Origin of the sequence: Polaromonas sp. (genome assembly GCF_013817205.1) — a bacterium.
GTDB lineage: Bacteria > Pseudomonadota > Gammaproteobacteria > Burkholderiales > Burkholderiaceae_C > Polaromonas.
The window spans coordinates 38,453-58,461 of record NZ_JACDDD010000009.1; the positions used below are offsets into that span (position 1 = coordinate 38,453).

The window sequence follows — 20,009 nt, forward strand, 5'->3', positions numbered from 1 at the left end:
CGCCGGCGCTGTCTGGACGGCACGCCGGATACGCGGAAACGCTATAAAAATAGTAGCTGCTTGCGCCCGCCAATCAAGGGCTGGAAGGCTCAATGATTCCGCAACCAGAATAGGCAGAGCGTTGCTTGCCGTTCACAGCTTGAGCTCCCAGGTCTCGCCGATCAGGTCCTTGCCGAAGCCGGTATAGGGGTCGCTTTTGACAAGTTTGAAGCCGCGCCGTGCGTAGATGTCGCGGGCGCTGCCCAAGCAGCTGTTGGTCCAGAGCACCATCTTCTTGTAGCCCTTGCTGCGCGCAAAGGCGATGCACTCGTCGGTCAATAGTCCGCCCAGTCCCCGGCCGCGCGCCTGCGCCGTCAGGAGCAGCATGCGCAACTGGGCCACGGTCGGCGACTTGCGCACGACGAACACCGATCCCACGCGCTGCCCGTCCAGCTCCGCGATCCAGCAGCGTTCCCAGGCCGGCTGATGCTTGCGCAGGTAGCTGGCCACGATGTCTGCCACCAACGCTTCGAACTCGCTGTGCCAGCCGTACTCGCGCGCGTAAATTTCGCCGTGTTGTTGCACCACCCAGCTCATGTCGCCGGGTTGCGGATCGCGCAGCACCACGCCAGAGGTCGTTCGGGCTGGCGCCGGATTGAGCAGGCGCTGCACCGTGGCCAGCGCATCGGTCAGCGCCTGCTGCGCGGGCGCGCTCAGGGGCGCGAGCAGGGCTGCGGCCTCGTCGCGCGAGCGTTGCTGCAGCGGCGCAAACACATGGTAGCCGGCCTCAGTCAGGCGCAGCAGGCTTTGCCGGGCATCGGCAGGTGAGGCCGAGCGAACCATCCAACCCTTGTTTTCAAACCGGCGCAGGATGCGACTCAGATAGCCGGCGTCCAGCGCCAGATCGCGACCGAGTTCGCTGGCCGTCGGCTGGTCGCGGTGGGCCAGTTCGTAAAGCACGCGCACCTCGGTCAATGAAAACTCGCTGCCAAGGTAAGGGGCCAGCACGCCAATACGCTGCGTGTAGAAGCGGTTGAACCCGCGCACGGCCTTCACGTGGGCGGCGGGCACGGGAGGAAAGGTGGCGGCTTGCATCGCTGCCATCATCCTAAAATTGTTTGACTAAGTCAAGTAATTGATGGATGGCCTGCGCCCGCGACACCGCGGCTGATCAGGGTGCGCAGAATTTTTTTCAACGCCATGACGTCGCGCTGGCTGAAGCCCTGGAGCAGGGTGTTTTCGTGCACCTTGGCTTGTGCCAGCAGTGCAGCCACGGTATCGCGCCCCCGTTGCGTCTCAAAAACTAGGGTGCGCCGGGCGTCGGCCGGATCGGCGCCGCGCCGAACCCAGCCGGCTTTTTCCATGCGCTGGACAAGCTTGGTCAGGGTCGGTTGCTGGGCCAGGATCTCGCGCGCCAGCTCGCCAATGGTCAGGCCGTCACCGTCTGACAGTGTGGCCAGCAGGCGCCATTCGAGCGAACCCAGGCCGGTCGCCTGCACCTGGGCGTGAAATTCCCGGTACACGGTGTGGCTGGCGCGCGCCAGCAGGTAAGAGAGGTAGTCGTCAATGAACTTGCCGGGTGGAGCGGGGCAGTCCGGTGCGGGTTTTCGGCTCAAGGCAGGCCTTCGATGGAGTTGAGGTGCTTGTGATTTACATGAATATTCATATATTATCGGCAGATGAATGCTGCCTTGCAAGCCATCCCGCAGATTGCCCCGCCACTGGACAGCCGGGCGCTGCGTACGGCGCTGGGCCAGTTCGCCACCGGCATCACAGTGGTGACCACACGCGCTGCGGACGGCGCTTTGGTCGGCCTCACCGTCAATTCTTTTTCGGCCTTGTCCCTGGAGCCGCCAATGATCCTCTGGTCGCTGCGTTGCAGCTCGCCCAGCCTGCCGGTGTTTGAAGCTGCGGAACGGTTTGTCGTCAACGTGCTGGCCGAGGCGCAAGTCGAAGTCTCGCGCAGGTTTGCCCTGCCGGTGGCCGACAAGTTTGAAGGCGTGGCGCATGCTGAAAACGTCTGGGGCCAGCCTTTGTTGCACGGCGCCGCTGCCTGGTTTGAATGCCGCATCCTGTCGCGGCAGGTGGCGGGGGACCATTGCCTGTTTATTGCTGAGGTCGAGCGGTTCACTTCGTCGGAAGCGACGCCGCTGCTCTTTCATGCGGGCGGCTATTTCGCCCTCGGTTCACGCCTTTAACAAGGAATTGCATGCTGCAGGAACGCATCGAAGCCCGCTGGATAGACTGTTTTGCCGATACCTTTGCGCTTTGCGACGTGAAGCGCGGCGACACGGCCGCCATCCTGTCGGAGACGCAATCGCGGCCGGTCAATGTGCAACTCGCCGAATTGGCGCTAGCACGCCTGGGCGCGCGGGCCTTTCACTTGATGCTACCCACCCCCCGGCTGGCCGCTCCGGTGCCGGTGCGTTCCACCGGCGCATCGGACGCCATCGGGCAGCTCGCGCCGGTGGTTCAGGCGCTGGCTGCCTGCACGTTTGTAGCGGACCTGACGGTGGAGGGTCTGCTGCATGCGGCTGAACTGCCTGCCATCCTGCAGGGCGGTGCCCGGGTGTTGATGGTGTCCAACGAACATCCTGAAATCCTCGAGCGCTGCGTGCCCGATCCGACACTCGAGCCCAAGGTCAAGGCCGGCATCAAGCTGCTCAGGAATGCCAAGGCCATGCACGTGACTTCCAGCGCAGGCACAGACCTGCGCGTTTCGCTGGCCGGCGCGCAGGCCGGCGGCGGCTGGGGCTACACCGCCCGACCCGGCACGATTTCGCACTGGCCGGGTGGCCTGTGCCTGGCTTTTCCGGCCAGAGGCAGCGTTAACGGGACCCTGGTGCTGGCCCCAGGCGACGTCAACCTGACCTTCAAGCGTTACCTCGAGCAGCCGGTCGTGCTGACGATAAAAGACGATTTTGTGACCGACATCGCCGGGCAACACGTCGACGCCGAGTTGATGCGCAGCTACTGGGCGGCGTGGGGCGACCGCGAAGCCTACGCGGTGTCGCACGTGGGCTGGGGCATGAACCCGAAGGCGCGCTGGGATGCCATGACCATGTACGACAAGAAGGATTTCAACGGCACAGAGCTGCGTGCCTTTGCAGGCAACTTCCTGTATTCAACCGGCGCCAACGAAGTCGCCGGCCGCCACACATTGGGGCATTTCGACCTGCCGTTGCGAGGCTGCACCGTGACGCTCGATGGCCAGGTGGTGGTGGACGCAGGAAGTCTTGTCGGTGAGTTGGCCTGAGCCATGAGCTTGCCCGCATATTTTGAGCAAGGCGACGGTGATACCGCCATTTTTTTGCTGCACGGTGTGGGTGGTGGCAAAGCGGCCTGGGTGCACAACCAGCCGGTATTGGCGGCAGCGGATTACAAAACGGTCGCCTGGGATATGCCGGGTTATGGCGACTCCCGGGCGATTTTGCCGTGTACCAACGCGCTGCTGGCCGATGCGCTGAGAACATTGATGGCCCATATCGGCGCCAAACGCAATGTGCTGCTGGGCCACAGCATGGGCGGCATGATTGCGCAGGAACTGGCCGCGTTACATCCCTCACTGGTGCACGGACTGGTGCTCTACAGCACGTCACCGGCCTTCGGCAAGCCGGATGGCGCTTGGCAGCAGCAGTTCCTGCAAAGCCGCTTTTCCCCGCTGGATCAAGGCCTGGGCATGGACGGACTGGCCGAAAAAATCGTGCCGGCCATGTTTGCCCCCGGTGCGGGTCCGTCGCGACTCGCCGAGGCCACCAGCTTGATGAGCCGCGTGCCCGCAGACAGCTACCGGGCTGCGCTCTCGGCCATTGTTTCCTTCAACCGGCTGGCTGCGCTCGGCGACATTGCCGTGCCCACCCTGTGCCTGGCCGGTGAACTGGACCTCAATGCACCGCCGGCGGTCGTGGAAAAAATGGCCAACCGCATCCCCGGCGCGCAATACGCATGCCTTCCCGGCGTGGGCCATATCTCCAACATCGAGCGCCCCGTGCTGTTCAACAGCGCGGTGCTGGATTTCCTGAAGCACCACTTTCCGACCTGAACCGAGGACCCTGCCATGTCTGCCTTGCCTGTTTCTTCACCATCGGCCGGACGTTACACTCCGCCTTCGATCGCTGGCGACTACAGCGAACTCACGCCCCAACAAACCGAGCTGCTGGCGATTGCCTCCCGCCTGGGGCGCGAGAAATTCGCTCCGCGCGCGCAGCAGATCGACCGCGACGCGGTGTTCCCCTTTGACAACTATGCCGACCTGCGCGAGGCCGGATTGCTCGGCATTTGCGTTCCGCAAGCGCATGGCGGGTGGGGCGCTGACTTTGCGACCTACGTGATGACGGCGGCAGAAATCGGCCGCCATTGTGGCGCGACTGCCCTGACGCTGAACATGCACGTGAGCTCGACCATGTGGACCGGCTTCATCGCCGACGACCTCGACATGACGCCGGAGCAGCGCGCCAACCACGAGGCGCACCGCAAGATCCACTATCAGCGCGTGGTGGGTGAGGGCAAGGTGTATTCACAGCCTTTTTCCGAAGGCGGCGCGGCAGCTGCGGGCAAAGCTCCTTTCGGTACGCTCGCCAAAAAAGTGGAGGGCGGCTACCTCGTCAACGGGAAGAAGATTTTTGCCTCGCTGGCCGGCGCGGCCGACTACTACGGCATTCTGTGCACGCTGGACAAGCCGGGCGCTACCCAGCGTGATTCGCTTTACCTCGCAGTGGACAAAAACCTGGAAGGCGTCAGCGTCACCGGCGACTGGGACCCGCTAGGCATGCGCGGCACGGTCTCGCGCACGCTGATCTTCAAGGATGTGTTTGTGCCCGAGATCGAGCGCCTGATTCCCGAGGGGGTGTATGCCCAGGCTGCGTTGCGCTGGCCGCACATGTTTGCCACCTTGTCGCCGACCTATATGGGCATCGCCCAGGCCGCCTATGACTTCACCGTGCAGTACCTGCGCGGTGAGGTGCCGGGTACACCGCCGGTGAAGCGCCGCATGTACCCGACCAAACAGATCGCGGTGGCGGAAATGAAGGTGCGGCTCGAGCAGACGCGTGCGATCTTTTTGCAGAATGCCCGTGCGGCCCGGGTTGACCCCTCCAAGGAAATCCGTCTTGGGCTGTACGCGGCGCATTACACCATCATGGAAAACGCCAATGAAATCTGCCGACTCGCGGTGCGTACCTGCGGCGGCCAGTCCATGCTCAAGACGCTGCCGCTGGAACGCATGTACCGCGATTCCCGCTGCGGCTCGCTGATGTTGCCGTGGACCGCCGAACTTTGCATCGACCGGTTGGGCCGCGAATGCCTGTACGAGCCGGGTGAACAGGACGAACAGGCCGTGCTGTAGGCCGGGGTCGGAATGAACCTCGCGCAGATCATAAAGCGGCACGCGCAGTTCTCGCCGCGGCAGGTGGCGATTCATGCGGAAGGGCAAGACATCACTTATCCCGCCTTGTGGCGGCGCATTGAGAGCGCGACGAGGGTGTTGCTGGCGGTCGGTGTGCAGCCGGGCGACCGGGTGGCCTGGCTGGGCTTCAATGACCCGGTCATGCTGGTTCTGCTGTTTGCGCTTTCTCGCCTCGGTGCGATTTTGCTGCCGCTCAACCACAGGCTGGCCGCGCCCGAACACGCGGCGATTCTTGGCCATGCGGGGGTGCGTCTGGTGATCAGCGACAGCGCACACGATAGCGCGGCGGCCGCGCTGACCGTGGTCCCGGGCTATCGGCTGCTGCCTGCCGCCGGGCTGGCCGCGGACGGCGGCGGCACTGCCCACACCGGCGTTCTCGCGGGCGGGTACACCTCGCCGGTGCTGCTGGTGCATACCTCGGGCACCACCGGTCGGCCCAAAGGCGCCTTGCACACGCAATCGGGCCTGATCTGGAACTGCGTGATTTCCGCCCATGCGCATGAACTCGGGCAGGACGACCATGTGCTGAGCGTGTTGCCCCTGTTTCATGTTGGCGGCCTGTGCATCCAGACCCTGCCGGCCCTGCATGCCGGTGCCACCGTGACCCTCCGTGCCCGTTTTGACGCGGCGGCCTGGCTAGCCGATGTGGCCAGGCGGCGGCCCACGCTGTCGCTGATGGTGCCCGCCACCTTGCGCGCGGTGCTGGATCATATCGATTTTGCGTCGACCGATCTGTCTTCCCTGCGGTTTCTGGCTGCGGGCTCTTCCACGATTCCCTCGTCGATGATTGCGGCCATGCATGTGCGTGGTGTGCCGCTTGGCCAGGTTTATGGCGCGACCGAAACCGGCCCAGTCTCGATCTACCTGCGCCGTGCGGATGCGATGCAACACGTGGGTGCGACGGGCAAGGCTGGCTTGCATGTGGATGTGAAACTGGTCAACACGCTGGGCGAAACCGTGACCCCGGGTGAGGTCGGCGAAATATGGGTGCGTGGGCCCAATGTCATGGCTGCGTATTGGGCCGACGCGGACAACCCGGCATTTGCCGAAGGCTGGTTTCACACCGGCGACCTGGGGCGCTGTGATGCCGCCGGCTTTTACGAAGTGGTGGGGCGCTCGAAAGACATGATCATCTCCGGTGGGGAAAACGTCTACCCGGCCGAGATTGAAAACCTGCTGGCTGATTGCCCGGAGATCCTGGAGGCCGCTGTGGTCGGCCAGCCCGACGCACGCTGGGGCGAGGTGGTGGTGGCGGTTGTGGTGCGCAAGCCCGGGGCCGAACTTGACGCGGCCCAAGTGCTGCAATTGTTTGACGGCCGCCTGGGTCGTTTCAAACATCCCAAACGCATTGTGTTCTGCGAGGCCTTGCCCAAAACTGCTCTGGGCAAGGTGCAGAAAGCCGGCCTGCTCGCAAGCCTCGCTGCTCAGTAAACCGGCTGGTGCTTGCGAATGGCCGCCTTGACTTCGTCGGTCAATAGGAAGCCGGAGCCAAATTTCGCAGCCAGTTGCGCGGCCCGCTCCTCAAATGCCTCGATCCCCATGCCATAGATGAACTGCATCGCCCCGCCAGTCCAGGCGGGAAAGCCGATGCCAAAGATGGATCCGATGTTGGCGTCGTGCACGCTGGTCAACACGTTTTCACTGAGGCAGCGCGCGGTTTCCACCGCCTGCCGGTACAGCAGACGATCCTTGATGTCGTTGATATCCCAATTCAGGTTCGATTTTTCGAACAGGAGTTTGAGCTCGGGCCACAGCGATTTATTCGCGCCTTTTTCTTCGGGGTAATCGTAGAAGCCGGCACCGGCGACACGGCCGTTGCGGTTGAACTCCTTGACCATGCGCTCTACGATCAGTTCGCCCGGCGTGGCGATATAGGTTTTGTTATCGGCCACATAGTCAGCGCGGGTCTGGTCCAGCACGTGCACGCTCAACGACAGGGCGGTTTCGTCCAGCACGGCGAGCGGGCCGACAGGCATGCCGCACTGGACGCCGGCGTTTTCTATCACAGCAGCAGGTATGCCTTCGCCCAGCATGGCTGCACCTTCCATCACAAAAGTGCCGAAGGTGCGGCTGGTATAAAAGCCACGCGAGTCGTTGACCACAATGGGGATCTTGCCAAGCGCCTGGACATAGTCAAAGGCCCGCGTCACGGTTTCGTCCTTGGTCTGCTTGCCTCGGATGATCTCCACCAGTTTCATTTTGTCGACCGGGCTGAAGAAGTGGATGCCGATGAAATTGTCCGGGTGTGCACTTGCCGTGGCCAGCCCGCTGATCGGCAGGGTAGACGTGTTCGATGCAAAAAAGCCGCCAGGTGCGAGCAGGGGCTCGGCTTCCTGCGTGACTTTGGCTTTCAGGTCCCGGCGCTCGAACACGGCTTCGATGATCAGGTCGCAACCGGCCAAGTCTGCCACCTGGTCGGTGGCCTGGATACGGGCGAGCAGGGCGTCCTGCTCAGTTGGGCTCATGCGGCCCTTGTCCACGCGTGCCTGCGTCAGTTTGGCGCTGTAGGCCTTGCCGGTATCGGCCTTGTCCTGGCTCACGTCTCTGAGCACGGTGCTGATACCGCGGCTGGCCTGGGCGTAAGCAATGCCCGCACCCATCATGCCGGCGCCTAACAGGCCGACTTTCTGCGGCTTGTAACGCGGGACATCTTTCGGACGCGAGCGGCCCGACTTGATCGCGTTCATGTTGAAGAAGAAGGTGTTAATCATGTTCTTGGCCACGGAGCTCACGATCAGCCGGGCCAGGTAACGCGACTCGATGCGCAGCGCCGTGTCGAAGTCGACCTGCGCACCTTCGACCATGGCGGCCAGCGCGTATTCGGGGGCGGGGTAGAGGCCGCGCGTTTTCTGCTTGAGAACCGCCGGCGCTACGGCGAGCATGCCGGCGATTTGCGGGTTGGCAGGCGTGCCACCAGGCATCTTGTAGTTTTTGTCGTCCCAAGGGTGATGCGCGGGTGCGGCGGCCCCATCATGCGTCGCTATCCAGGCCAGCGCTGCAGGGCGCAGCGCGCCGGCGTTCGGCACCAGTTCTTGCACCAGTCCCAGCTCCAGCGCCTCACGCGGATTGAACAGCTTGCTCTCCAGAATGAAGGGCTGCGCGCCCATCAGGCCCAGCAGGCGCGTCATCTTGGTGATGCCGCTGGCGCCCGGAATCAGACCCAGCGTGATTTCGGGCAGGCCGAACTGGATTTTGTTGTCATCGACGGCAATACGGTAGTGGCCAACCAGCGCCACCTCCCACCCGCCACCCAGCGCAGTGCCGTTGAGACAGCTGACCACTGGCCTGCCCAGGGTTTCGAGGGTGCGGAAGTTCTTCTTGGTCTGCTCGATTTCGCGGAAAACCCCCGCAGCGTCGGACGCCTTCAGGCGCATCGTTGCCTTCAAATCGGCTCCTGCAAAGAATGTGCTTTTGCTCGAGGTCAGGATGATGCCGCGAATGGATTCCCGATCTTTGACCACCTGCGCGGTGACTTCGGTCAGGTCGGTTTGCCACTGCGCGCACATGGTGTTGACCGGCGAGCCTTCCTCATCGAAGGTCAGGGTGGCGATGCCATCGCTCAGTTCGTACTTGATGGTTTTCATCACACTCTTTCCACAATCGTTGCAATGCCCATTCCGCCGCCGACACAGAGCGTGGCTAGGCCGTAACGCAGCTTGCGCCGGTGAAGCTCGTCGATCAGGGTGCCGAGAATCATGGCGCCGGTCGCACCCAGCGGATGGCCCATGGCGATGGCGCCGCCGTTGACATTGACCCTGTCATGCGGCACCTTCATCTCCTTCATGAAACGCATGACGACAGCCGCAAAAGCCTCGTTGACCTCGAACAGGTCGATCTGGTCGATCGTGAGGCCGGCCTTGGCCAGTGCCTTGCGCGCTGCCGGCATGGGGCCGGTCAGCATGATGGTCGGGTCGGCACCACTTAATGCCACCGCGACGATGCGGGCTCGCGGCGTCAGGCCGTGGTTTTTACCCGCAGCCTCCGAACCGACCAGAACAGCTGCTGCGCCATCGACGATGCCCGAGGAGTTGCCAGCGTGGTGTACGTGGTGAATACGTTCGACGTGTGGGTAACGGGTCAGGGCGACCTGATCAAACCCCATGCCTCCCATTTGTTCAAAAGCCGGCCGGAGCGAGGCCAGTCCCTCCAGCGTGGTGTGCGGCTTGATGAATTCGTCCTGAGCCAGAATGATCTGGTCGAGAAAGTCCTTTACCGGTACCACCGAGTCGTCGAAATAACCCGCTTCACGCGCCTTGGCCGCGCGTTTCTGGCTTTCCATGGCGAATGCGTCCACATCTGCGCGGCTGAAGCCCTCGATGGTGGCGATCAGGTCGGCGCCTATGCCCTGCGGCACAAAGGCAGTGGCGCTGTTGGTTTCCGGGTCCTGCGCCCACGCGCCGCCGTCTGAGCCGATGGGCACGCGGCTCATGCTTTCAACGCCGCCCGCCACCACCAGGTCCTCCCAACCCGAACGCACCTTTTGCGCGGCCATGTTGACGGCCTCCAGGCCGGAGGCGCAAAACCGGTTGACCTGCACGCCTGAAGCGCGAAAGTCCCAACCCGCCTTGAGCGCGGCAACTTTGGCAATCACCGAACCCTGCTCGCCGATGGGCGACACCACGCCCATTACCACGTCATCGACCTGTGCTGTGTCGAAGCCGTTGCGCCGCTGCAGTTCGGTCAGCACGCCGGCCAGCAGGTTGACAGGCTTGACCTCGTGCAGGCTGCCGTCTTTTTTTCCCTTGCCGCGCGGCGTGCGGATGGCGTCGTAAATGAATGCTTCGGTCATGGAAGGCTCCTGCTGTAAAAGAGAGTGCAGGAACGAGTATATTCATTTCACCAAGCAACTGCTTTTCATAAATATGGCTCCGGCCTCCAACGTGACAGGTGACCCATGATCGACCGCACCCTTTTTTCCAGCGACCACGAGGCCTTCCGTGACGCCTTTCGCAAGTTTTGCGACAAGGAGGTCGCGCCGTTTCATGAACAGTGGGAGGAACAGGGCTACGTGGACCGAGCAGTCTGGAACAAGGCCGGTGAAAACGGCTTCTTGTGCATGACCATGCCGCAAGCCTATGGTGGAGCGGGCGCCGACAAGCTGTACTCTGTGGTGCAGATGGAGGAGTTGGCGCGGGGCGGCTACAGCGGCATTGGCTACGGCCTGCACAGCGAAATTGTTGCGCCCTACATCCTGCACTACGGCACCGAAGCACAAAAGCTCAAGTACCTGCCCAAACTCGCCAGCGGTGAAATGGTCGGCGCGATTGCGATGAGCGAACCCGCTGCCGGTTCGGATTTGCAGGGGGTGAAGGCCACGGCGATCAAACAGGCCGACGGCAGTTACCTGCTCAACGGCAGCAAGACCTTCATCACCAATGGCTGGCATGCCGACCTGGTGGTGGTGGTGGCCAAAACCAATCCGGCGGCGGGCGCCAAGGGCACCAGCTTGCTGCTGGTCGAGCGCGGCATGCCTGGCTTCTCGGTGGGCAAGCGCCTGAAAAAACTCGGTCTCAAAGCGCAGGACACGTCGGAACTCTTTTTCTCCGACGTCAGCGTTCCGGCGGCCAACCTGCTGGGCGGCGAAGCGCATGAAAACCGTGGCTTCATCTGCCTGATGGAGCAACTGCCCTGGGAGCGGCTACAGATCGCCATCACGGCGGTCGCCTCGGCGCAGGCGGCCATCGACTGGACGGTGGACTATGTGAAGGAGCGCAAGGTGTTTGGCCAGCCCGTGGCTAGCTACCAGAACACGCGTTACACCCTGGCTGAGCTGCAGACGCAGGTTCAGGTGGCGCGGGTTTTTGTTGACAAATGCACCAAGCTCATCGCAGCGGACAAACTCGACACAGCTACAGCCAGCATGGCCAAGTACTGGACCACCGACCTGCAGTGCAAAGTCATGGACGAATGTGTGCAGCTGTTTGGCGGTTACGGCTACATGTGGGAATACCCGATCACGCGAGCTTATGCCGATGCCCGGGTGCAACGGATTTACGGCGGCACCAACGAAATCATGAAGGAAGTGATTTCGCGCGCGATGGGGCTGGGTGTCAGGTAGTCCGATGCGGCATGAAAAAAGCCCCGCAGCCTGTAATGCCGGGGGCTTTGTTCTGAACTGAAACCTGCATTGCAGGCTCCATTTCACCCATCAGGAGGGATCTTTGCTGCGGGTTCGGCTCACGGCGCTGAAAATGCCTACGCCCAGAAAAATCAGCGCGCCAATGCCGATATACAGGTGCGGCACACCCGCTACGACGGCGGCCCAGATGACGCCGCCCAGAAAAATAACAAACCCGATCATGTAAAGCGCGAAAGACATGGCTTCCTCCAAAAGTTGTAGGGTAAGTATGGACATGACCCGGGTCCTTGGCTATCGGTTACCAGCTTTGACGACTGTGGGAGGCGGCCTACTGCTGCGCGGCAAGGCAGCTCCTTGCGAAAAGTTCCAAAGGTGTCCGTCTGATGTGCGTATGGGACTAACGCTGGTTGGGAGAGCAGAAATTCATCACATTGACGTTCAAATTGCGATGCATCAAAACGTGACAAACTGTAATGGAAGGAATACGATGACGTGCTGGTGACTCCGTGCGCACCGACCGCACTGACCGCACTGACATAACTCGAATGACGTTTTGTCAAGAGGTTGGAAGGCCTCACCCACACGTTTTGGATACTGCCATGTCATTCTTTCAAAACCTTTTTTCCTCCTCCTACGGTGGTGCTCGCGAAAGCGTTGCCGGTCCCGAAACCGGACCAGTCAAGATGAACCTTGACGAACGCATGGCATTCCGGCGGGAGATGCTGTTCGACTCGGTAAAAAGCACCATGGAGAGCCGCGGGATTCTCAGTGCCAGTTACCGCTTTAAGGTGGTACGCGCCACCACCCAGGAACTGGCAGCATTCGAGTGCGCCTGGCAAAAAAGCAGCGAGCTGTCGATTGGCAACCGGACCTATTCGTCTGACCTGGCGCCCCTGGGCGGTGGCAGCAAGGACGGCGTCGGGGACAGCCGCTGACAGTGAGCCGCGCTGGGCGCCAACCGGCGGCGCAGTCGCCCCCGATAATGGCGCTCTGTTCACCGACCCGGTTCCCCTCATGTTGTCTCCTGCTTTATGCCTGCCCCTGCCAGGCATCTCCGGTTCTGCCCTGAAAGTTGCCGCGTGAGTGGGCCCGCCACCATTGGCTGGACCGAAGCCAGCGAGGCGCGATCTGCGCGCTGGCGTTCTGAAAGCGGTGCCCCGCCGCCCAGGCGCGTGGTGCTTGTCGATGACACGCTCAGCGCCGATGCGGCCTTCCGCCTGGCCAGCGAAGGCACCGGCATGTTGTGGCGTGGCGACTTCCAGAATGCACGCCTGCTGCTGCAGGCGCTGGCCCGACGCATCGACAAGCCTCGCAAGACCAAGAGGGCGAGGGCCGATGCGCCGATGCCATCGCCGGTCGATGTCTTCAATCTCTATCGCCAGGCGCAGTCACAACGCGCACGTACCCTCGCGATGCTGCTGATCGAGTTTGACGGAGCGCACCACATCGGGCTGCGCCGTGCGCCCGATGTGGTGCAGGCCTGCAGCGCGGTTTTTGGCGCCGGCGATGCCAGTCAGGGCAACTACGTCGCGCCGCTGCGCGAGCTGCAGGGCCTGATAGGCGCACACGAATGGCGAAAGAAGGGTGTGGCCATCGCGTCCCTGGGCGGAGAACGGATCTACCCGCATTACGGCGTATTTGCGCCGGTACGCGGCGACTACATGGAGTTGCTGGCGCAGGCGCCTTTGCCGCCCGCGTTGTCTGCCGGCGGGGTGGCCTTCGACATCGGTACCGGCACCGGCGTGCTGGCCGCCTTGCTGGTGCGCCGTGGTGTGAGTCGCGTGGTGGCCACCGATACCGACCCGCGCGCGCTCGCCTGTGCGCGCGAAAACCTGGCAAGACTGGTGCCGGGCGGGCAGGTCGAGCTGGTGCAGGCCGATCTTTTTCCTGGAGGCATCGCGCCACTGGTGATCTGCAACCCGCCGTGGGTGCCGGCCCGACCGAGTTCGCCCATTGAACACGCGGTCTACGACCCCGACAGCCGCATGCTGCGCGGTTTTCTTGACGGTCTGAAGGCACACCTGGCGCCGGGCGGCGAAGGCTGGCTGATTCTGTCGGACCTGGCCGAGCACCTCGGCCTGAGGTCGCGCGCCGACCTGATGGGCTGGATCGATGCGGCCGGCCTCCAACCGCTGCACCGCCTGGACGTGAAGCCGATACACCCCAAGGCGGAAGACCCCGGCGACCCGCTTCATGCTGCACGCTCGGCCGAAATCACCTCGCTTTGGCGTTTGGTGGTCAAACCGACGCCCTGACGGATTGCTATAAAAGTGATAGCTACTATCGCTTGACCGGTAAGGGCCGGAAGTGTTTTTTGTATGAAGTATTGCACCCCACCCGCCCTCGCCAGAATGGCCCTTTCGCAGCACCCGAGGTGCGCGTGACTGGCCCCAGTCAGGCCGCTGGTTGAGCCATGAACTAGGTGCCGCGCATACGGCGCGTTCTCCTACAGGTGCCCATGCCCCTGCCTGACCGAGGGCAGCCGGATGCAGCTTGAGGATGAATTTCTGACCGCAAAAGCCGGTGTCAAAGACGCCGTAATCGACAGTCATTCATTCCCCCAACCCTCATCCCTAGGAGCATCTACATGGCACTCGACCACAAAGACAAGGATCTCAATCTCGACCCGATCACCGACGCACCCGGTGCACACCCGGTAGGTACCGGCCTGGGGGCTGCGGCTGGAGGCGCAGCTGCTGGTGCAGTTGCCGGCGCTTTCGCTGGACCGGTGGGCGCTGTTGCCGGCGCGATTGTGGGTGCCGTTGCCGGTGGCCTGGGAGGCAAGGCGGTGGCAGAAGCCATCAATCCGACGGCTGAAGAGGCGTACTGGCGCGACAACTATAGCCAAGAGCCCTATGTTCAGAGCGGCCGAAGCTATGAAGACTACGCCCCGGCATACCGCCTCGGCGTGTACGGCCGTACCAACCACACCGGTACGTTTGACGAAGCGCAAAGTGATCTGTCCGTGTATTGGGACAGCCGCAAGGAAAATTCACGGCTGTCGTGGCCTGAAGCCGAGGCGGCCAGCCGGGCAGCCTGGACGCGTGTAGACCACCAGCTCTCGGGCAGCAGCAGTGTGTCCGGTCAGTTGGCCGACAACGACGACGTGATCGATACGCTCAATGACTTGCTCGAATCCAGTCGCGACGGTGAGTACGGATTTACCGAGTGCGCCGAACATGTGAAGGCCCAGGACATCAAGACCCTGCTGCTTCGTCAGGCCGATGAGTGCCGCGGCGCAGCCGCCGAACTCGCCAGCCAGATCCGCCAGCTGGGCGGTGAACCCGATGAAGGTGGGACAGCCAGTGGCGCCATGCATCGCGGCTGGGTTTCGGTGCGCGGCGCACTCAGCGGTTACACCGACCTGGCCATGCTGGAAGAGTGCGAGCGTGGTGAAGACGCAGCATTGGCCCGCTACCGCAAGACGCTCAAAGAGGATGATCTACCTTCGGGCATTCGGGCACTGATCGAGCGTCAAGCCCAGGGTGCGCAACGCAACCATGACCAGATCAAAGCCATGCGTGATGCGCTGAGGGCCGCGTCCTGATCGCTGTCTGATCAAAAACAAAAAAAAGCTGGCCTCGGTCAGCTTTTTTCATTAGAACAATTTGATCCTCGGCGGTCCCGACAAGGCCCTGCGGCGAGCGATCCGGTGGCGCATTGCTGCAAGAACTTCTTCAGTGCTTTAGTTTTTCTGCTGGCTGCAGATTACCTGTGCACTCAGTGTCGCGCTTTGCTGGCTGAAGCTGCTGTCGGTTACCTTGCAGCCCGACGCTTTCTCAACGGCCTGGATCAAGCTGGCGGCCTTGGGCAAGAGGCCTGTCAAGACCGCCGCCGGTGTGGCAGTCCAGGTGCTGGCGGTGATCTGTTCAACCCGGTAGCTCCGTCCATCGACTTCGATCCTGTGCGCGGTATCGGTCTGCGGATTGATCAGCACGCTGCAAGCCGCCAGGCAGCAAGTCATGAGGGTCAGTGCCAGCTTTGTTGCGACCAGCCTGACCAGCTTGGCGCTCAAAAAAGGCCCGCCAAGCTCAACGCGGCTTTGGGCTGGGGCACCAGGGGAGGCGTGTCTGGCGTTCTCGACTGGGGACAACCGGTCAGGAAAACCACAGCAAGCAGGACGGGCAGAGCGGGGTAAATATATTTCATGACGGACTCCCGGAGGAATGATCAAAGTCGTTGATGGGCACCGGTCGCAAGACTGCACCGATGATCAAGGAACGATACGCTTCCGCGGGCCGCTTTTCAACCAGTGAGGGACTGCGCTGCTGTCGGCGGACAACGCATTGGCTTGTGATGGCTGGCCTACATGGAGCGCTTATGGGGGCGCGCCTTGGTACTGGCAGTGCCGCCAGGCACGAAACCCATGGCTTTCATGGCGGCGGGTAACGTGGCCCGCGATGACTCATACGCCTCCCATGGCGAGTTGCCTATTGGCAGGCGTTCGCCGATGTTGCGGGCATTCCAGTGGGCAGCGCTTGTCAGGCCATCGAGCTCTTCCCACGCGATGGGCACCGAGACGCCCATACCCGGGCGGGCACGCACCGACCAGGCGCAGACCGTGGTGGCGCCAAAGCCGTTGCGCAGGTAGTCCGGGAAGATCTTGCCGATCCGGTTGCGCGGCCCGCTCTTCGCGACAAAACGCTCGGGGATGACGCTGGACAGATGTTGCACAATCGCCTGGGAAAACGTCTTTACCGTGTCCCAGTCGTAAGAGGGCTTGAGCGGCACCACCACATGCAGGCCCTTGCCGCCGCTGGTTTTGACGAAACAGGGCAGGTTCAATTGCTTGAGGAAGGCCTGCACCAGCTGAGCCGACTCCTGCACTCGCGCCCATGACACCCCCTCGCCGGGGTCGAGGTCGAAGGTCATGCGGTCCGGCTTGCCGATAGCACGGGTGGTCGCGTTCCAGGTGTGGAACTCCATGACATTGAGCTGCGCCACCGCGAGCAGGCCTTCTGGGCTCGCAATTGCCAGCAGCGGGCCATGACCGGGGTCGAACTTGGGGTCAAGCTGCTTGATGCCGGGAATGCTGGTGGTGTCCGCGTGTTTCTGGAAAAACAGCTCGCCGGTGATGCCGCCAGGCGCGCGCACCAGCGCTACGGGCCTGGCTTTGAGGTGCGGCAGGATCAGCGGCGCCACGTGTGCGTAGTGCTCGATCAGCTCCAGCTTGGTGAAGCCGGTGCCGGGGTCGATGATGCGTTCCGGGTGGGTGACACGCAGCTTGCCGGTGCTGACTGGCGGCAATGCGGCCGCAGTTTTGGCGGCCGTGCTTTTTTTTGCTGCAGGTTTCTTCGCGACGGCGGGTCTTTTTGTGGCCATGACTTTCTCGACGGGTAAGGCTGATTCACGCACAACATTGCGCGCAGCTTTGTCGCTGCGCAAGCCCTGGAACACCGCGTGGCGGATGTTGCCGGCGTGAGTCCATTGCGCAAAAACCACCTCGGCCACCAGTACAGGCTTGACCCATTGGCCCTTGACGGAAGAAGGCAGACCGACAAACGCTGTGCGGGTGGCGCTGAGCGGTTTGAGCGCAGCCAACAGGTTTCTGAGGGTTTTTTCGGTGAAACCGGTGCCCACATTACCGACGTGTTTGAGCTCACCATCTTCGTTGTAAACACCCAGCAGCAGCGCGCCCAGGCCGGTGCGCGAGCCTTGGGGCTCGGTGTAGCCACCGATGACAAATTCCTGGCGCAGCTGGGTCTTGATTTTGATCCAGTCGGTGGAGCGCCCCGAGATATAGGTCGATGCGGCCCGTTTTCCGATCACACCTTCCAGGCCAAGGCTCGCGGCGGAATTGAGCAGGTCCTGCCCGTCGCTGTCGAAGGTCTCACTAAAACGCAGATGGTCCAGGGCGGCGCCGCTGACCAGCCCGCGCAGCAGTTCACGCCGCTGGACCAGCGGCAGCTGGCGCAGGTCATGACCGTCGTAAAACGGCAGGTCAAAAACGTAATAAGCGATCTGAGCCGTGCTGGCGCTGTCGAAAGCGTTTTGCAGCGCGCCGAAATCGGGCACACCGTCCTGGCCATGGACCACGATTTCGCCATCCAGCCAGCCCGACTTCAGGCCAAGTTGCGAAAGTGTTTTGACAAGGGGCTGGAGCTTGCCCGACCAGTCGTGGCCGTTGCGCGTGAAACACTGGATGGACTCGCCATCAATGCGGGTCAGCAGACGATAGCCGTCGAACTTGATTTCATACAGCCAGTCGCCGCTGTCTTCAGGCACGGCTGTGACCAGTGTGGCCAGCTCCGGTGCCAAGCTGGGAGGCAGCGCCGCCTTGATGGCGCCCGCCGGCAGTGATTGCCGGCTTCTTTTTGCTGCCGTTTTTTTTGCCGGCTTTTTTGCCGTCGTGGTTGTGGCGTTTGCGCGTTTTCTGGGAGCCAGCGGCTGGCCGGTCAACACGCTGTTCGGCAGGGCTTCCAGCACGTCATAGTCGGCAACGGCCAGCGCCCGGTCGTCCTTTTCCTTGATCAGCAGCCAGGGTGGTTGGTGTTCGTCGCCCTTGCCATGCATGCGTACCAGCGTCCAGTGCCCCTTGAGTTTTTCGCCCTGCAACTCGAACTTGAGCTTGCCGCTTTTTATGGCTTTTGCAGCATCGCCGGCCGGCAGCCAGCTTCCCTGATCCCAGACGATGACATTGCCGGCGCCGTATTGCTTGTCCGGAATGTTGCCCTCGAAGCTTGCATAAGAGATCGGGTGGTCCTCGACCTGCACCGCCATGCGTTTGACCTTGGGGTCCAGGCTGGGGCCTTTGGGCACGGCCCAACTTTTCAGCGTGCCTTCAAGCTCAAGGCGAAAGTCGTAGTGCAGACGGCTCGCATCATGTTTCTGAACCACGAACCTCAGGGTTTTCGAACTGCGACCGCCCGCGGCTGGTTCGGGCGTGCGGCGGAAATCCCGCTTGCTGCGGTAGCTCTCGAGGGAGTCGGCTGTGGCCATGGCGCGTGAAGCCACACAGCCTCAGGCTGCTTTGCGCCGAGCCGGCGCGGCCTTGGCCACTGGTTTTGGTGTGGTTTTGGTCGCTGCCTTTTTGGCGGGTGGTTTGGCCGCGCTGTCGCCGGGTTTGTCTGCCCCGCCCTTGTTGCGCAGGCTGCGTTGCAGCAACTCGGTGAGGTCGATGATCCTGGCGCCGGATCGGCCTGCGGTTTCCTCGTCTTCTCCAGGCTGCTCCACGGTTTCGATCTTTCCTTCTTTCACCTTCTGTTTAACCAGCGCCATGATGTCGTCCTTAAAGGAATCGCTGAACTGCTCAGGCTGCCACTTGCCAGTCATGTCATCGACCAGTTGTTTGGCCATGGAGAGTTCCTTGTCGCTCAGACCGGCGGCTTTGGAGCCTTCGGCCGGCAAGTCCAGGTCTTCCCAACTGCGGATATCGGCGCCCCAGCGCAGTAGATTGAGGATCAGGCCGGGACCGGACGGCACCAGCACGGCCAGGTGCTGCTTGGTCTGGATTACCACGCGGGCAATGCCGACACGCTGGGTTTTCAGCAAGGTGTCGCGCAGCAGGGCATAGACCTTTTTGCCTTTGTTAATGGGTGCGATGTAATAGGGCCGTTCCAGGTAGACAAAGGGAATGTCCGTGTTTGGCACAAAACTCTCGATCTCTATGGTCTGGGTAGTTTTGGGGTATGCCCCGGCGATTTCTTCAGCGGAGAGCACCACGTACTGGCCGTCTTCGTAGGCAATGCCCTTGACGATGTTTTCCTTGGTGATTTCCTTGCCGGTTTTTTTGTTGATGCGTTTGTAGCCGACCGGGTCCATGCTGCGTTTGTCCAGCCAGTCAAAGTCAATGCCGCTTTCGGTCGTCGCCGAATGCAGCGACACCGGAATGTGTACCAGCCCGAAGCTGATGGCGCCTTTCCACAATGCTCGGGAAGCCATGTTTATGCAGCTCCGCAGTGGATAGCAGGGAGGGGAAAGAGGGCAAGGGTGGATCGCATTGTGAGGTCCCGGAAGTTGGCCGCGGGCAGCGCCTGAGGAAGCCGACTTTAGGAGGAGGCCCGTGTGGGGGTTGTCGGCAGGCGGCCAGCACCACCGTAGGACGGCAGACTGTCCTACATGCCGGGCCAGAGGCCCGCCGTAAGATGAATTGACCTGAATGGCTACCGCAAACAAGGCGGCGGTCTGAACCAACCCAACCCAACCGAACTTGACGCCATGAACACACATCTGTCTGCCTTCCTCACATCCGCCATCCTGGCAGTTTCCGCCTCCGCGGCCCTTGCGCAGCCGGCGGCTATGGAAGAGCGACTGCTGGCGCGCGGCGCCGTAGCCGACGTGACCCCGCAGCAGCGCTACCGCACCGCCATCAACGAGGCGGGGGGCGGCTACAAGCTATGGCTTGCCGAATGTGCCGCCATGGCGGCGACCGAGCGCACGGCCTGCCGGCGCGAAGCCAAAGTCGCCTATGACCGAGACATGGCAACCGCCCGCGCCATCCTTCGCAAGTAAGCGGCATACGGTCTCCTCCTTGGCCCCGCCCCGGTGCGGGGCCTTTTTTGTCCGATCGTTTGCGGAACCAGAGGGAAAAAAAACCGGTGGTTTTTC

General features: G+C 62.3%; 18 protein-coding genes. 10 read left to right on the forward strand and 8 right to left on the reverse strand.

Annotated features, from left to right (window positions below):
- Positions 1-132 precede the first annotated feature (132 nt).
- Positions 133-1,083 (reverse strand): bifunctional helix-turn-helix transcriptional regulator/GNAT family N-acetyltransferase, encoded by a 951-nt coding sequence (locus tag H0W47_RS03765; protein WP_296921017.1) that lies wholly within the window; start codon positions 1,081-1,083, stop codon positions 133-135.
- Positions 1,084-1,106: 23 nt separating this feature from the next.
- Positions 1,107-1,595 carry a MarR family winged helix-turn-helix transcriptional regulator gene (locus H0W47_RS03770; protein WP_296920941.1) on the reverse strand — a complete coding sequence of 163 codons (489 nt, stop codon included), beginning with the start codon at positions 1,593-1,595 and terminating at the stop codon, positions 1,107-1,109.
- A 63-nt stretch (positions 1,596-1,658) separates the two neighbouring features.
- On the opposite strand from H0W47_RS03770, the gene H0W47_RS03775 reads away from it, so the two are divergent.
- The 5 genes from H0W47_RS03775 to H0W47_RS03795 are packed head-to-tail and all read left to right on the forward strand — an operon-like array spanning position 1,659 to position 6,814.
- Complete coding sequence (locus H0W47_RS03775; protein WP_296920945.1) at positions 1,659-2,177, forward strand: flavin reductase family protein; 519 nt, start codon at positions 1,659-1,661, stop codon at positions 2,175-2,177.
- 11 nt (positions 2,178-2,188) lie between these two features.
- Positions 2,189-3,235 (forward strand): peptidase M29, encoded by a 1,047-nt coding sequence (locus H0W47_RS03780; protein ID WP_296920948.1) that lies wholly within the window; start codon positions 2,189-2,191, stop codon positions 3,233-3,235.
- A 3-nt stretch (positions 3,236-3,238) separates the two neighbouring features.
- Positions 3,239-4,021, forward strand: coding sequence for an alpha/beta fold hydrolase (locus H0W47_RS03785; protein WP_296920951.1), 783 nt, complete (start codon positions 3,239-3,241; stop codon positions 4,019-4,021).
- A 15-nt stretch (positions 4,022-4,036) separates the two neighbouring features.
- Positions 4,037-5,323 (forward strand): acyl-CoA dehydrogenase family protein, encoded by a 1,287-nt coding sequence (locus H0W47_RS03790; RefSeq protein WP_296920954.1) that lies wholly within the window; start codon positions 4,037-4,039, stop codon positions 5,321-5,323.
- Positions 5,324-5,335: 12 nt separating this feature from the next.
- A complete protein-coding gene (locus H0W47_RS03795) occupies positions 5,336-6,814 on the forward strand; it encodes a class I adenylate-forming enzyme family protein (RefSeq protein WP_296920957.1) in 1,479 nt (492 codons plus the stop codon).
- On the opposite strand, the gene H0W47_RS03800 is transcribed toward H0W47_RS03795, so the two are convergent.
- Together H0W47_RS03800 and H0W47_RS03805 are read right to left on the reverse strand one after the other, a co-directional pair.
- Positions 6,808-8,967 carry a 3-hydroxyacyl-CoA dehydrogenase NAD-binding domain-containing protein gene (locus H0W47_RS03800; protein ID WP_296920960.1) on the reverse strand — a complete coding sequence of 720 codons (2,160 nt, stop codon included), beginning with the start codon at positions 8,965-8,967 and terminating at the stop codon, positions 6,808-6,810. The two genes, H0W47_RS03795 and H0W47_RS03800, sit on opposite strands and share 7 nt — an antisense overlap.
- The gene (locus H0W47_RS03805) at positions 8,967-10,172 is read right to left on the reverse strand and encodes an acetyl-CoA C-acetyltransferase (protein WP_296920962.1); all 1,206 of its coding nucleotides are present in this window, start codon (positions 10,170-10,172) and stop codon (positions 8,967-8,969) included. Before H0W47_RS03805 ends, H0W47_RS03800 begins: the two co-directional genes overlap by 1 nt.
- 105 nt (positions 10,173-10,277) lie before the next feature.
- Here H0W47_RS03805 and H0W47_RS03810 point away from each other — a divergent pair, with 105 nt between their 5' ends.
- Complete coding sequence (locus H0W47_RS03810; RefSeq protein ID WP_296920964.1) at positions 10,278-11,441, forward strand: acyl-CoA dehydrogenase family protein; 1,164 nt, start codon at positions 10,278-10,280, stop codon at positions 11,439-11,441.
- Positions 11,442-11,531: 90 nt separating this feature from the next.
- Here the strand turns inward: H0W47_RS03810 and H0W47_RS03815 are convergent, their stop codons facing one another.
- Positions 11,532-11,738, reverse strand: a complete 207-nt coding sequence (locus H0W47_RS03815) for a hypothetical protein (RefSeq protein WP_296921020.1) — start codon at positions 11,736-11,738, stop codon at positions 11,532-11,534.
- A 323-nt stretch (positions 11,739-12,061) separates the two neighbouring features.
- Here H0W47_RS03815 and H0W47_RS03820 point away from each other — a divergent pair, with 323 nt between their 5' ends.
- The 3 genes from H0W47_RS03820 (at position 12,062) to H0W47_RS03830 (ending at position 15,009) form a co-directional block, all read left to right on the forward strand.
- Complete coding sequence (locus H0W47_RS03820) at positions 12,062-12,397, forward strand: hypothetical protein (protein WP_296920967.1); 336 nt, start codon at positions 12,062-12,064, stop codon at positions 12,395-12,397.
- Positions 12,398-12,541: 144 nt separating this feature from the next.
- Complete coding sequence (locus tag H0W47_RS03825; RefSeq protein WP_296920970.1) at positions 12,542-13,717, forward strand: class I SAM-dependent methyltransferase; 1,176 nt, start codon at positions 12,542-12,544, stop codon at positions 13,715-13,717.
- 332 nt (positions 13,718-14,049) lie between these two features.
- Positions 14,050-15,009: a PA2169 family four-helix-bundle protein gene (locus H0W47_RS03830; protein ID WP_296920973.1), complete on the forward strand. Its 960-nt coding sequence runs from the start codon at positions 14,050-14,052 to the stop codon at positions 15,007-15,009.
- A 138-nt stretch (positions 15,010-15,147) separates the two neighbouring features.
- Here H0W47_RS03830 and H0W47_RS03835 read toward each other — a convergent pair whose 3' ends face one another.
- From H0W47_RS03835 to H0W47_RS03845, 3 genes are all read right to left on the reverse strand, one after another.
- Positions 15,148-15,477 (reverse strand): hypothetical protein, encoded by a 330-nt coding sequence (locus H0W47_RS03835; RefSeq protein WP_296920976.1) that lies wholly within the window; start codon positions 15,475-15,477, stop codon positions 15,148-15,150.
- 290 nt (positions 15,478-15,767) lie between these two features.
- Positions 15,768-18,401, reverse strand: a complete 2,634-nt coding sequence (gene ligD, locus H0W47_RS03840; RefSeq protein ID WP_296920978.1) for a DNA ligase D — start codon at positions 18,399-18,401, stop codon at positions 15,768-15,770.
- Positions 18,402-18,422: 21 nt separating this feature from the next.
- On the reverse strand, positions 18,423-19,343 hold the full coding sequence (locus tag H0W47_RS03845) for a Ku protein (protein ID WP_296920981.1): 921 nt from the start codon (positions 19,341-19,343) through the stop codon (positions 18,423-18,425).
- Between the two features lie 276 nt (positions 19,344-19,619).
- Between H0W47_RS03845 and H0W47_RS03850 the strand changes: the two genes are divergently transcribed.
- Positions 19,620-19,913: a hypothetical protein gene (locus H0W47_RS03850; protein WP_296920984.1), complete on the forward strand. Its 294-nt coding sequence runs from the start codon at positions 19,620-19,622 to the stop codon at positions 19,911-19,913.
- Positions 19,914-20,009: the final 96 nt, after the last annotated feature.

What these genes read in the sequence shown, in the direction of transcription:
- H0W47_RS03765 (WP_296921017.1), bottom strand. Translation starts at nt 1,083, where the DNA reads ATGGCAGCGATGCAAGCCGCCACCTTTCCTCCCGTGCCCGCCGCCCAC.
- H0W47_RS03775 (WP_296920945.1), top strand. Translation starts at nt 1,659, where the DNA reads ATGAATGCTGCCTTGCAAGCCATCCCGCAGATTGCCCCGCCACTGGAC.
- H0W47_RS03780 (WP_296920948.1), top strand. Translation starts at nt 2,189, where the DNA reads ATGCTGCAGGAACGCATCGAAGCCCGCTGGATAGACTGTTTTGCCGAT.
- H0W47_RS03785 (WP_296920951.1), top strand. Translation starts at nt 3,239, where the DNA reads ATGAGCTTGCCCGCATATTTTGAGCAAGGCGACGGTGATACCGCCATT.
- H0W47_RS03790 (WP_296920954.1), top strand. Translation starts at nt 4,037, where the DNA reads ATGTCTGCCTTGCCTGTTTCTTCACCATCGGCCGGACGTTACACTCCG.
- H0W47_RS03795 (WP_296920957.1), top strand. Translation starts at nt 5,336, where the DNA reads ATGAACCTCGCGCAGATCATAAAGCGGCACGCGCAGTTCTCGCCGCGG.
- H0W47_RS03800 (WP_296920960.1), bottom strand. Translation starts at nt 8,967, where the DNA reads ATGAAAACCATCAAGTACGAACTGAGCGATGGCATCGCCACCCTGACC.
- H0W47_RS03805 (WP_296920962.1), bottom strand. Translation starts at nt 10,172, where the DNA reads ATGACCGAAGCATTCATTTACGACGCCATCCGCACGCCGCGCGGCAAG.
- H0W47_RS03810 (WP_296920964.1), top strand. Translation starts at nt 10,278, where the DNA reads ATGATCGACCGCACCCTTTTTTCCAGCGACCACGAGGCCTTCCGTGAC.
- H0W47_RS03815 (WP_296921020.1), bottom strand. Translation starts at nt 11,738, where the DNA reads ATGTCCATACTTACCCTACAACTTTTGGAGGAAGCCATGTCTTTCGCG.
- H0W47_RS03820 (WP_296920967.1), top strand. Translation starts at nt 12,062, where the DNA reads ATGTCATTCTTTCAAAACCTTTTTTCCTCCTCCTACGGTGGTGCTCGC.
- H0W47_RS03830 (WP_296920973.1), top strand. Translation starts at nt 14,050, where the DNA reads ATGGCACTCGACCACAAAGACAAGGATCTCAATCTCGACCCGATCACC.
- ligD (WP_296920978.1), bottom strand. Translation starts at nt 18,401, where the DNA reads ATGGCCACAGCCGACTCCCTCGAGAGCTACCGCAGCAAGCGGGATTTC.
- H0W47_RS03845 (WP_296920981.1), bottom strand. Translation starts at nt 19,343, where the DNA reads ATGGCTTCCCGAGCATTGTGGAAAGGCGCCATCAGCTTCGGGCTGGTA.
- H0W47_RS03850 (WP_296920984.1), top strand. Translation starts at nt 19,620, where the DNA reads ATGAACACACATCTGTCTGCCTTCCTCACATCCGCCATCCTGGCAGTT.